Source organism: Jeotgalibacillus sp. JSM ZJ347 (assembly GCF_044383825.1).
Lineage (GTDB): Bacteria > Bacillota > Bacilli > Bacillales > Jeotgalibacillaceae > Jeotgalibacillus.
Window position 1 is genome coordinate 912572 of the sequence record NZ_JBISEN010000002.1, and the last position, 12819, is coordinate 925390.

The following is a 12819-nucleotide window of genomic DNA, read 5'->3' on the forward strand; positions in this document are numbered from 1 at the left end:
TAAATCGTTTCGCTGCGCTTCAGGCGGAGGGGTCTCGACTATACCGCTTTATCGCCCCGGAATCCCCGCCTTCCGCTCCGCTACACTTCGATTTATCCCTAACTCACCTGTATATTAAAAGCGTAAACCTCTTTATCACACGGTGTACTAACCACTTTCTAAGTATCTGCATAGCTGATGATTCTCGCTGGAGGGGGTGACTCCGGGACGATTAGAGGGAAGCTGAGACCCCACAGCCGAAGGCGAGGAGGCTCAGCAACCTCCGTCCGGAAAGCGTCACCCCTGAAGCTCCAATCATCAGCCAGCTTATAAAATACCAATGTCATGAAATCACACCTTCCTCATATACTCCCCCATAAGGAGGGGCAGGATATGAGGGTTCAGAGATTAGCTGGATGGACGTTTGCTCTTTTGTGTTGTGCGGGAATATTTTTTTTAATCAGTGCAGAACCGGTAGTGGTTGAGCCGGTGATGAAAGCGGAATTGAAGGATGCGCCGGATTTTACGCTGATGATGCAGGATGGGACTGAGCTTTCAAAGAAAGATTTGTCCGGACAGCCGCTGATTCTTAATTTCTGGACTAGCTGGTGTCCGCCCTGTGTAGCCGAGGTTCCGGAGCTGAATCAATTTTCAGCTGAGTATTCTGATATCAAGCTGATTGGTGTGAATTTAACGAAAGAGGAATATAAGAAAGAGAACGTTTCAGGTTTTATTGAAGAGCACCAGGTACCTTTTCCAATCGCTTTAGATGAGGAAGGCACGATGCAGGAAACATTCAGAATTTTTACCATTCCGATCACTGTCATCATAACGGCTGACGGGAAAATATATGAAACGTTTTTTGGACCGGTGACGGCTGATCAGCTTGAAAAGAGTATGGATAGACTTCTAAGTGAAAGTTCAGCTTCATAATGTGTAACAGAAAGGGGGAAGCAGGTGAAAAGACTACTCATGATCCTGTTATGTATGGTACTTGGAGCAGGCGTTTATTACAGTGCAGACCGGTTTATCATTAAGCGTGTGCCTGAAGAAGTCTCTGTGGAGAAATCAAAGATTGAAAAAGCCCAGCAGATGATTCAGGAAAGTTATGTTGAAAAGGTGGATGAAAGTGTGCTGCTTGATGGCGCGTTGAAAGGAATGGTCGCCGCACTTGGGGATCCTTATTCTGTCTATATGGATGAAGAGGCGTCAAAGCAATTTCATGATTCACTCGATTCTTCATTTAGCGGGATTGGAGCGGAAATCACGCAGCAGGAAGGGAAATTTATTATTGTTGCACCATTAAAAGATTCGCCGGCCGAAGCAGCGGGACTGAAGCCGAATGATGTGATTACACATGTAGATAACGAAGAAATAAATGACCTGACGATTTATGACCTCACGTCTAAAATAAGAGGACCTAAAGGCAGCCGCGTCCAGCTTGGCATTCAAAGAGGAGAGTCAGAGAAGTCTTTAACAATCAATGTCGTGCGCGATGATATTCCAGTTGAAACGGTCACGCATCAGCTTTATGAACGTGACGGGGAAAAGGCCGGGTACATAGAAATTAAAACGTTCGGTGAGGGGACAGGCAAGGATGTCAAAGCTGCATTAGACGAGCTTGAAAAAGAAGAATTGACAGGGTTAATGATTGATGTGCGCGGGAATCCCGGTGGACTGTTATCAAGCGTTGAGGAAGTGCTCGGCAATTTCATTACGAATAAAAAGCCGTTTATGTATATTGAACAGCGCTCCGGTAAAAGAGAAGCACTGACTTCAGCGTCTGATAAAAATAAGGATTATCCGGTGGTTGTGCTCATTGATGAAGGCAGCGCATCCGCATCTGAAATTCTGGCAGCAGCGATGTACGAAGTGGAAGGCTATACGCTGATCGGCACAAAAACGTTTGGAAAAGGAACCGTTCAGCAGTCACTTGAGCTTGGTGACGGCAGTCAGATGAAGCTGACGGTTTCAAAATGGCTGACGCCTGATAAGCGCTGGATTCACCGTAAAGGAATTCAGCCAACTTTAGAAGTCGTCCAGCCGGAGGTTTTTGAGCTGTCACCTGTTCAATCGTCCATTGTACTGAAAAAGGGAATGAACGATGAAAGAGTTGCTTCACTGCAGAAGCTGCTCGATGGTCTCGGGTATGAAATAGACCGCACAGACGGTTACTTTAGCGCCCAGACTGAAAAAGCGATCACTGAATTTCAAAAGAGATCACGTTTAAAAGAAACGGGTGAAGTGAATACATCAACGCTGAAAAAGCTTGAATCCACACTTAATCTCTATAAAAAGAACCCGAATCATGATCACCAGCTGCAGTCTGCAATTGAATTTATCGCAAGACACTAATTTTTCGCCCGGGGAGGTTGCAATATCCCCGGGCGAAATTCCTATACAGAGATTCCTTCAGGTCTGATACAATAAATACAAGAATTTGTTATCGACCGGGGGGATCGTATGTTCAATCATTGGTTAAGTGAATTACCGGGTGCGCTATTGGCAGGCGTGCTGAATCCGGTGCTGCTCATTAGCGTGATCGCAGCAATTGTGGCAGGGGCAGTCAGGTTGAAAAGGGAGCGTCGTGATGTCAGAACAGCGGTCAAACCGTGGTACATAGAATTGCTCAGCTTTTTCGGCGTTTCTCTCGCAGTCGGGCTGGTTTTATCTGCTATAGTCAGCGGAGCGGGCATCGTTATAGATGTCTTCTGGATCTATGTTGTCAGTATGGTCATGATTTTAGCGGCAGTTACCGGACAGTTCAGACTGCTGTCGGCAGGATTTATGTTTCCGGTGGTGTTAGGTACTATATTGGCCCTAGACTACTATGATGTGGCGCTTCCGGACATCATTCCGCCGCTGCCTGACGTATTTTTAGCGGCAGGGATCTTAATGGGGCTTCTGCTTGTAGCTGAAGGGCTGATGATTCAGCTGAACGCAGTCAAACAGACTTCGCCCCGATTAATCCGGACACCCCGCGGCATGAAGGCAGGCGCTTTTTTCACTAAAAGGGTCTGGCTTGTGCCATTGCTGATTCCTGTACCATCAGGCTTGATCAGTGAAGCAGGCTGGTGGCCGCTGATTGGTGGAGGGGATACGTTCTCACTGATGATCTTTCCGGCAGTACTCGGCTATCAATTAACAGTCGTTCATGATCTGCCAAAAGCAATCCTAAAAACAACCGGCACACAGGTAGCCTGGCTTGGCGTCTTATCAGCGACTGTTGCAGCAGGTTCACTTTGGGCACCGTATCTGATCTACGGTGCATTCGGGATTGCCTTTGCCGGCAGACTGTTCATTCTGCTCAAAACACGCATTGTCTGCAGAAAGTCAGGCTATCACTTCCTGAACGGAGACAAAGGCGTCATCATCATTGACGTACTGCCCGGCACACCCGCTGCAAAAATGGGGCTCCTGCGCGGTGAAAGGGTGCACAAAGTCAACGGCATTGCAGTTAAAAACGAACGTGAATTTTATGAAGCAGTGCAGAAAAACCGCGCACACTGCAAACTCGAAGTCTACAACCACGCCGGCGAAATCCGCTACACGCAGGCTGCCTTATACGAAGGACAGCACCATCAGCTCGGCCTGATCTTAATTGAAGACCGGAATCGTGAAACAGCCTGAGGAATCGGGCTGTTTTTTTATGTGTTCGGGGGTCTGGATAAGAGGTGATTAAATGACACTCAAAGATGATCGAAATAAAACAAACTGCCACCTGTCTATATCTTTTAGCAAAAATTTCGCATACTATGTATTGTACATTCAACACGGTCAATGCTACGATTAGCTAAAAATAACGGGGTGAGCTTATGGGAATTCATCATTATTTTAAAAGTTTATCGGATATGGAAAAGCTTTATCGTTGTCCCGGTAAGTTTAAATATAACGAGCACACAGTGGCGGCTCATTCATTTAAAGTAACGAAGATTGCCCAGTTCCTCGGCACAGTGGAAGAACATCATGGGAAAATGGTGAACTGGAAAAACCTTTACGAGAAAGCATTAAATCATGACTATCCTGAGATTTTTACAGGAGATATCAAAACACCTGTGAAGTATGCTTCGTCTGAATTAAACCGTCTGTTCAGTGAAGTGGAAGAGGAAATGGCGCACCGGTTTGTGCAGGCGGAATTCCCGGAAGAATACCAGTCGATCTACCTTGCACGATTTAAGGAAGGTAAGGATCGCTCGCTTGAAGGAAATATTTTATCCGTCGCTGATAAAATTGACCTTTTGTATGAATCGTTCGGTGAAATTCAAAAAGGGAATCCGGAGCCAATTTTCCTGGAGATCTATCAGGAGGCTTTATCGACCATTTTGAAATTCAGGGAAATGACAAGTGTGGCGTTCTTCCTTGAAAAAGTGCTGCCTGACATGCTTGCTGAAAAGTTCATCCCTCACTCAGAACTGAGTAAAATTACGGAAAATCTTATTGCAGCATCAAAATGAGTTCAGTATGATGGAATCGTGAGGTGATGAAATGGGCACAAAAATTCTGATGGCCATCTTTCTTCCGGCATTATTAGTTATTCTTTTTACGCGAATCACATACAGCCGAACGATCGCAATGCTGCTGACCATTGCACTGATTGCCGGTTCGTCTTATAAAGGCTACACCGGCAGCTGGTATGTCATTATTGTAGACGCAGCTTCTCTGACATTCGGACTCTGGTATGTAAACCGATACATGAAGAAATACACAGAAAAACAGCGCGGAATCGCATAGATTCGGCGCTGTTTTTCTGTGTGACTCTGAATAGCCGCTGATCTGCGCTTTAGGCTAGTTGTCGTTGTTTTAGTGCGGGATGTAGCAATTTTGCTCCAGGTTGTAGTGATACACCCGGGAACTTGTAGCAATTTCAGGGAAACTTGTAGCAATCCCACTCACGTCTGGTAGCAATCTGCTTCAAACCGGATCAAAAACCATTTTAAGAATGTATGTTCGCTTTTTGCTGTTATTTTTTATCTCATGGTGGTAAACTAGTTGAGACAATTAATTTGCCTAAAACCCTGTTTCGTTTCATCATAAAGGGTATGAATATAGAAGAAGGTTTTTTTCGGAATGATTTTAGGAGGCGTTGAATAAATGGTGCAGGAATTTGATTTACAGTCAAAATATCAGCCGGCGGGGGATCAGCCTGCTGCAATTAAGAAGCTTGTAGAGGGTGTTGAAAAGAAGAAACGGCATCAGACACTGCTTGGTGCGACAGGTACAGGGAAGACCTTTACGGTTTCAAACGTTGTACAGGAAGTCAAAAGGCCAACGCTGGTCATTGCCCATAACAAAACGCTTGCCGGACAGCTTTACAGTGAGTTTAAAGAGTTTTTTCCAAATAATGCTGTCGAATATTTCGTCAGTTATTACGATTATTATCAGCCTGAAGCTTATGTGCCTCAGACAGATACATTTATAGAAAAAGATGCAAGCATCAATGATGAAATTGATAAGCTGCGTCACTCAGCGACATCTTCACTATTTGAGCGCGATGATGTCATCATTATTTCATCCGTTTCATGCATTTATGGTTTAGGGTCGCCAGAAGAATATAAAGAGCTTGTTGTTTCACTGAGAGTCGGCATGGAAATTGAGCGTAACCAGCTGCTTAGAAGACTTGTTGATATACAGTATGAGCGAAATGATATTGCCTTTACCCGAGGGACCTTCCGGGTGCGCGGCGATGTGGTTGAAATTTTCCCGGCTAAAAATGATGAGCACTGTATACGAGTGGAGTTTTTCGGAGATGAAATAGACCGGATCAGAATGGTGGATGCATTAACCGGTGAGATTCTCGGTGATCGCGATCACGTAGCTGTGTTCCCGGCATCCCACTTCGTTACGCGTGAAGAAAAAATGCGTGTTGCGATTGAGAATATTGAAAAAGAGCTTGAGGAACAATTGAAAATCCTTAAAGAAGAAGACAAGCTGCTTGAAGCACAGCGACTTGAACAGCGTACGCGTTATGATCTTGAGATGATGAGAGAAATGGGCTTCTGTTCAGGGATCGAGAACTATTCAAGACACCTGACACTGCGAGAAGCAGGCGCTACGCCTTATACACTACTCGATTATTTCCCGGATGATTTCCTGCTTGTGATTGATGAGTCACACGTGACACTGCCACAGGTCCGCGGGATGTATAACGGAGACCAGGCGCGTAAAAAAGTTCTGGTGGATCACGGTTTCCGTCTGCCTTCAGCGATGGATAACCGCCCACTGAAATTTGAGGAATTTGAAAAGCACGTGCATAATGCGATTTATGTATCAGCTACACCGGGTCCATATGAAATGGAACATACAGATGAAATGGTCGAACAGATTATCCGCCCGACCGGTTTGCTTGATCCAACCGTTGAAATTCGTCCGAGTGAAGGCCAGATTGATGACCTGCTCGGTGAAATTCAGGACCGGATCGCGAAAAATGAACGGACGCTGATTACCACACTGACGAAGAAAATGTCTGAGGATCTGACTGATTATCTGAAAGAAATCGGCATTAAGGTGCAGTATCTCCATTCAGAAGTGAAGACGCTTGAGCGGATTGAGATTATCAGGGATCTGCGGATTGGTAAATATGATGTACTGATCGGAATCAACCTTTTAAGAGAAGGGCTGGATATTCCTGAAGTATCACTAATTACGATTTTAGATGCAGATAAAGAAGGCTTCCTGCGTTCTGACCGGTCACTGATCCAGACAATTGGACGTGCTGCCCGTAACTCAAATGGACACGTTATTTTATATGCAGATAAAATCACAGACTCCATGCAGCGGGCGATGGATGAAACAGCCCGCAGACGTGAGAAGCAGATTGCCTATAACGAAGAACACGGTATTACGCCGGTTACGATTAATAAAGAGATCCGTGATGTCATCAGGGCTACTCATGCTGTTGAAGAAGCAGAAGAATATGTATCTCCTGCTGAACAGATGAAGAAAATGTCTAAGAAGGAACGCGGAAAAGTCATTGAGTCAATGGAAATTGAAATGAAGGAAGCAGCACGTGCGCTTGATTTTGAAAAAGCGGCTGAGCTGCGCGACCTCATTTTAGAACTGAAAGCGGAAGGATGACCTGACGATGGGTAAAGATCAGATTATTATACAGGGCGCAAGAGCCCATAATCTTAAGAATGTTGATATCAAGATTCCGCGTGACAAACTCGTTGTGATGACCGGTCTTTCAGGATCAGGTAAGTCATCGCTCGCGTTTGACACGATTTATGCGGAAGGGCAGAGAAGATACGTTGAATCGCTCTCTGCTTATGCAAGGCAGTTCCTTGGTCAGATGGATAAGCCGGATGTGGATACAATTGAAGGATTATCACCGGCCATTTCTATCGATCAGAAGACAACGAGCCGAAACCCGCGTTCAACTGTCGGAACTGTAACGGAGATTTATGATTATTTACGGCTGTTATTCGCGCGAATCGGAAGACCCGTCTGTCCTGATCATGGAATTGAAATTACCTCACAGACAGTGGAACAGATGGTAGACCGTATCTATGAATATCCTGAACGTACAAAGCTCCAGGTGCTTGCACCGCTCGTTTCAGGTCGTAAGGGTACCCATGCAAAAGTGCTTGAGGATGTGAAGAAGCAGGGCTATGTCCGCGTTCGTGTAAACGGTGAAATGATGGATATCGGTGATGAGATTGAGCTGGATAAAAATAAAAAGCATTCAATTGAAGTCATTATTGACCGGATTGTCGTAAAAGAAGGTGCAGAAGCACGTCTGGCAGATTCACTTGAAGCTGCACTGAAACTTGGCGATGGCAATGTCATTGTAGATGTAATTGGTGAAGAAGAAATCAAGTTCAATGAGCATCATGCCTGTCCAATCTGTGGCTTTTCAATAGAAGAACTTGAGCCGCGTATGTTCTCATTCAACTCGCCATTTGGTGCATGTCCTGAATGTGATGGTCTTGGTACAAAGCTTGAAGTGGATCTTGATCTTGTCATTCCGGACTGGAACCTGACACTGAATGAACATGCGATCGCACCTTGGGAACCAACCAGCTCTCAGTACTATCCATCTATGCTAAAAGCAGTCTGTGACCATTATGATATCGATATGGATATTCCGGTTAAAGATATTCCGAAGAAAAAAATGGATAAGATCCTTAAGGGATCAGGCCGCGATAAAATTTATTTCCGCTATGAAAATGATTTTGGTCAGGTTCGTGAAAATAAAATTAACTTTGAAGGTGTACTGAAAAACGTTGAAAGACGTTATCGCGAGACAAGCTCAGATTATATCCGCGAGCAAATGCAGAAATACATGGCGCAGCACCACTGCCCAAGCTGTGAAGGGCATCGTTTGAAGCGTGAAAGTCTGGCCGTAAAAGTGCAGAATCTTCATATTGGACACGTCACTTCTTTTTCAATTGAAGAAGCACAGGAATTTTTTAATCATGTGGAGCTAACTGAAAAAGAAATGCAGATTGCGCGTCTGATTTTAAGAGAAATCAATGAGCGGCTCTCATTCCTCGTCAATGTCGGACTTGATTATCTGACATTAAGCCGTGCTGCAGGTACGCTGTCAGGCGGTGAAGCGCAGCGGATCAGACTTGCAACACAGATCGGCTCTCAGCTGACAGGAGTTCTCTATATTCTGGATGAGCCATCAATCGGTTTGCACCAGCGTGACAATGACCGCTTAATTGAAACACTTAAAAACATGCGTGATATCGGAAATACGCTGATCGTCGTTGAGCATGATGAAGATACAATGCTTGCTGCTGATTACCTGATTGATGTGGGTCCTGGAGCGGGTGTTCACGGTGGCGAAATTGTAGCAGCCGGCACACCGAAGCAAGTGATGAAAAGCACCAAATCACTGACAGGGCAGTATTTATCAGGGAAAAAGTTTATTCCACTACCTGCCGAACGCAGAAAGCCTGATAAAAAGAGACAGCTTGAAATTAAAGGTGCAAAGGAAAACAACCTGAAGGAAGTAGATGTGAAAATTCCACTGGGTGTCTTCACTTCTGTCACAGGCGTATCAGGATCAGGGAAAAGTACGCTCATTAACAGTATCCTTCACAAATCTCTTGCTCAAAAGCTGCATCGCTCAAAGGTAAAGCCTGGTGAGCATAAAGAAATTAAAGGCATCGATCAGCTTGAAAAAGTCATTGATATTGACCAGTCACCTATCGGCAGAACGCCGAGATCAAACCCTGCGACTTATACAGGTGTATTTGATAATATACGCGACGTTTTTGCAACGACAAACGAAGCGAAAGTGCGCGGTTATAAGAAAGGCCGCTTCAGCTTTAACGTAAAAGGCGGACGCTGTGAAGCCTGCCGCGGTGATGGAATTATTAAAATTGAAATGCACTTCCTGCCTGATGTATATGTGCCTTGTGAAGTCTGCCACGGAAAACGTTATAACCGTGAAACGCTTGAAGTGAAATATAAAGGGAAGAATATTGCAGATGTACTTGAAATGACAGTAGAAGATGGACTTTCATTCTTTGAAAATATTCCGAAGATCAGTCGTAAGCTGCAGACCATTGTAGATGTTGGACTTGGCTATATTACACTTGGACAGCCTGCAACTACGCTTTCCGGGGGGGAAGCGCAGCGTGTGAAACTCGCTTCAGAATTGCACAGGCGTTCAAATGGAAAGTCTATGTATATTCTCGATGAGCCGACAACAGGTCTTCACGTTGATGATATTTCACGTCTGCTGAATGTATTGCAGCGCTTAGTGGATAATGGTGATACTGTGCTGATCATTGAGCATAATCTCGATATTATCAAAGCGTCTGATTATATTATCGACCTTGGCCCTGAAGGCGGAGACCGCGGCGGAACCATCCTTGCATGCGGCACGCCTGAAGATATTTCAGAAGTAAAAGAGTCGTACACCGGAAGCTACCTGAAGCCGGTTCTTGAACGTGACCGCAGCAGAATGGATGAGAAAATGGCTGAACGTACAGGCGAGAAGGTGAACGCTTAAAATCGTCCCCTGGCTTGAGTTAAATCTCAGTCCTGAGACGGGTGGTCCGTTCCTGTTTTTCTGTCATGCTTAAATCAAATGAAACTTTTATTTAATTGATCCGTACAATTAGTAAAGAATTTTTGGATGGAGCCCATGGTTACCCGTTCACGTTCAACACTGTAGAGGCAATTTCAAACCAGAGGAGAGTGTCAAATACATGGAAAACGAACGCAAGAGAATTTTAAGTATGGTAGAAAAGGGAACAATCACGGCCACTGAAGCACTCACATTATTGGAAGCACTTGAAAAAGACGGTTCCAAATCGACAGGAAGCTCAGCTTCTTCTCACACAGAAACGACGTATGAACAGCAAAGCAGCTCAACTCACAACAAAAGTGAAGGGCAAAGCACTTACAGTGAGTCGGGCAGTCAAGGAAGCTCTCAAAAAAAAGAATTTCCGTTTAATCTTGATGAAATGATCAATGATCTTTTCGGTACCATTGAGAAAAAAGCAACGGAATACAAGACTGACCAGACGAAAAAGAACACGCGCCAGCAGCAAAAAGATAAGCTGACTGACTTTGTTCAGACTGCTTTTGAAAAGGTGAAAGGACTGGACCTTGAATTTAACATGGGACCTTCACTAGAATTCAAGCACGTCTTTGAGTCTGAAAAAGCAGAACTGATGGATCTTGAAGCAAGCATTTCAAATGGTAAACTTGTCATTCGCCCATGGGATGAAGACTTTGTCAGAGCTGAATGTAATGTAAAAGTCTTCAGATCAGATGATGAATTCAAAGCAAAACAGCAGCTGAAGGATTCCGTGATTTTTAACACGAACTTCAAAAAACTGCGATTTGTTTCAGATCTGAAAATGATGAGTCTCGATACAGTATTATACGTGCCAAAAGCAAGCTACGAGAGATGGGATATCCGTCTATTCAATGGTAAGTTCCAGGCTGAAGGCGGAAACGTCAATAAGGTAAAAGTCCGGACAGCAAATGGAAAAATCGAACTGTCAAATATGCTTGTTGAAAAAGCTGAGCTAGAAACGGCGAATGGCGGTATCAACGTTGAAAACACCCGTGCTGATCTGATCGAAGCAGAATCAGTAAATGGAAAAGTAAACGTTGAAGGTGCTCTTGATGAGATTGACGCACAGTCAGTAAATGGAAAAATCATCTGCAGCACATCAAGCTCTTCTGCAAGACGAATTGAAGCGAAATCACTTGCGGGACCGATTGAAATCAACGTGCCGGACACCGTGTCACTCGATGGTACGCTCAGAACCAACTTCGGCAAGCTGAAAGTGAACTTCTATGATATGGACCATGTAGATGAGCGTGAAGAAATGATGCAGCGCAGACTGAATTTCAGAAAAGACCGCGAAGGTGCAACAAAGCTCTACATCACAGCAGATGCTAAAACAGGTTCAGTGACTGTGAAATCTAATTCCAAAAATAGTGAAACAAACGCATAAATCATTCGTCTAATTAAGTGACCAGGATTCACACAAATAAAAAGCAGCCCAATGCGCGTCCCCCCAGACAAGCGCATTGGGCTGCTTTGTTTATAGGTAGCAGGGGGCAAGGCGTCCGAGAAAAGTACTTGTACCAATACAGCTTTAACTTGTAGCAATTTTTGCCAAAGTTGTAGTGATACACCCGGGGGCTTGTAGCAATCTTCACCGAAGTCGTAGTGATACACCCGGGAACTTGTAGCATTCACCCAGGCATCCAGCAGCAATTCCCCCGCTCCCATGTCCTAATCAACTCCCATGTCGCTGCATCACATTTTCTTCATGCCCTAAAAAACCAAATGGCTGATTCTCAAGTGCATTCAGGGCAGCTGGCAACCACAAAATGTTTCCGCCCCCTTACTTCATGGTATAGTACAATAAATACATAAGGCGGGTGAAGCAGATGGAGACGTTTATTAACCGGATCATGTGGTTTAGTTTCAGTACGGTTGGCGCAGCTTTCCTGGGGACAGGCGTATTGTTTGTGGTGCTGGCATTGTTTACGCAGAGTACTGATATCATGGGTGTATTTAAGTGGATTCTGTTGATTTTCAATTGGGGGATTGGTGGCATCAGCCTGTTGATTTCCGTTGCAATTCTGGCAATTGGTCTGAAGTTACGCTTTTCTTCAGGGAAACAGAATCCGGAAGTATCGAATGCAAATTAAAAAGACGTCCTGGGTGCATAACAGCACCTGGACGTCTTTTTAATTTGATTTTATCATTGCTTCAAAGCCTGCTTTTTTCAGAGCAGCAACCTGTTGATCTGCGTTTTCTCTTTTAGAGAATGCTCCTGCCTGAACGACATACAAAGATTCAGATACCCCCAAAAAAGCTAACACTCCTCCAGCAATGGCTTCGCCGCAAACCTTTCGATAGTCCTCACTTGCAAGCAGCTGTTTTTCCTGGCGGTTGGTCATGAAGCCGCATTCCACGAGTACTGAGGGCATTTTCGTTTCCCGAAGCACGTGAAAGTCAGCTGTTTTGATCCCTCTGTCAGGTCTCTGCGTACTTTTTAATAGATGCTGATGGATGTTTTGTGCGAGTTTTTTCTCTTCAGTTGAATGAAGGGGGTGAATATACGTTTCGATTCCCTGGACACCGTTCCAGATGGATCCGCCAAATGCGTTTGCGTGAATGGAGACGTAGAGGTCAGCGCGTCCGTCGTTTGCGAGGTCTGTTCTCGCTGAAAGTGGTACATCAAAGTCGTCCCGGTGCGGTGTGAGCACTGTGACGCCTTTCTTAAGTAAGATTTTTTTAGCGGCAAGCGCTGCTGCTTTGTTAAATGCGTATTCGTTCATCCCGTCCGGACTTCTTTTACCAGGTGTTGAATAGCTGTGTCCTGCATCGATACATACAATTGGCATGATCATTCT

At 44.8% G+C, this 12819-nt stretch carries 10 protein-coding genes; 9 read left to right on the forward strand and 1 reads right to left on the reverse strand.

Annotated features, from left to right (window positions below; all coding sequences use genetic code 11):
• Positions 1-372: 372 nt before the first annotated feature.
• The 9 genes from ACH6CZ_RS10055 to ACH6CZ_RS10095 all read left to right on the forward strand — a co-directional run bounded on the left by ACH6CZ_RS10055 (position 373) and on the right by ACH6CZ_RS10095 (position 12111).
• Positions 373-912 (forward strand): TlpA family protein disulfide reductase, encoded by a 540-nt coding sequence (locus ACH6CZ_RS10055; protein ID WP_374097298.1) that lies wholly within the window; start codon positions 373-375, stop codon positions 910-912.
• 24 nt (positions 913-936) lie between these two features.
• Positions 937-2334 carry a S41 family peptidase gene (locus ACH6CZ_RS10060; protein WP_374097299.1) on the forward strand — a complete coding sequence of 466 codons (1398 nt, stop codon included), beginning with the start codon at positions 937-939 and terminating at the stop codon, positions 2332-2334.
• A 108-nt stretch (positions 2335-2442) separates the two neighbouring features.
• Positions 2443-3609: a PDZ domain-containing protein gene (locus tag ACH6CZ_RS10065; protein ID WP_374097300.1), complete on the forward strand. Its 1167-nt coding sequence runs from the start codon at positions 2443-2445 to the stop codon at positions 3607-3609.
• A 185-nt stretch (positions 3610-3794) separates the two neighbouring features.
• Positions 3795-4433: an HD domain-containing protein gene (locus ACH6CZ_RS10070; RefSeq protein WP_374097301.1), complete on the forward strand. Its 639-nt coding sequence runs from the start codon at positions 3795-3797 to the stop codon at positions 4431-4433.
• A 31-nt stretch (positions 4434-4464) separates the two neighbouring features.
• On the forward strand, positions 4465-4710 hold the full coding sequence (locus tag ACH6CZ_RS10075; RefSeq protein ID WP_374097302.1) for a CsbA family protein: 246 nt from the start codon (positions 4465-4467) through the stop codon (positions 4708-4710).
• A 360-nt stretch (positions 4711-5070) separates the two neighbouring features.
• On the forward strand, positions 5071-7053 hold the full coding sequence (gene uvrB / locus ACH6CZ_RS10080) for an excinuclease ABC subunit UvrB (RefSeq protein ID WP_374097303.1): 1983 nt from the start codon (positions 5071-5073) through the stop codon (positions 7051-7053).
• 7 nt (positions 7054-7060) lie between these two features.
• A complete protein-coding gene (gene uvrA / locus ACH6CZ_RS10085; RefSeq protein ID WP_374097304.1) occupies positions 7061-9943 on the forward strand; it encodes an excinuclease ABC subunit UvrA in 2883 nt (960 codons plus the stop codon).
• A gap of 199 nt (positions 9944-10142) precedes the next feature.
• Positions 10143-11405, forward strand: a complete 1263-nt coding sequence (locus ACH6CZ_RS10090) for a DUF4097 family beta strand repeat-containing protein (RefSeq protein WP_374097305.1) — start codon at positions 10143-10145, stop codon at positions 11403-11405.
• Positions 11406-11847: 442 nt separating this feature from the next.
• Positions 11848-12111 (forward strand): hypothetical protein, encoded by a 264-nt coding sequence (locus ACH6CZ_RS10095; protein WP_374097306.1) that lies wholly within the window; start codon positions 11848-11850, stop codon positions 12109-12111.
• 39 nt (positions 12112-12150) lie between these two features.
• Here the strand turns inward: ACH6CZ_RS10095 and ACH6CZ_RS10100 are convergent, their stop codons facing one another.
• Positions 12151-12810, reverse strand: coding sequence for an N-acetylmuramoyl-L-alanine amidase (locus ACH6CZ_RS10100; RefSeq protein ID WP_374097307.1), 660 nt, complete (start codon positions 12808-12810; stop codon positions 12151-12153).
• Positions 12811-12819 lie beyond the last annotated feature (9 nt).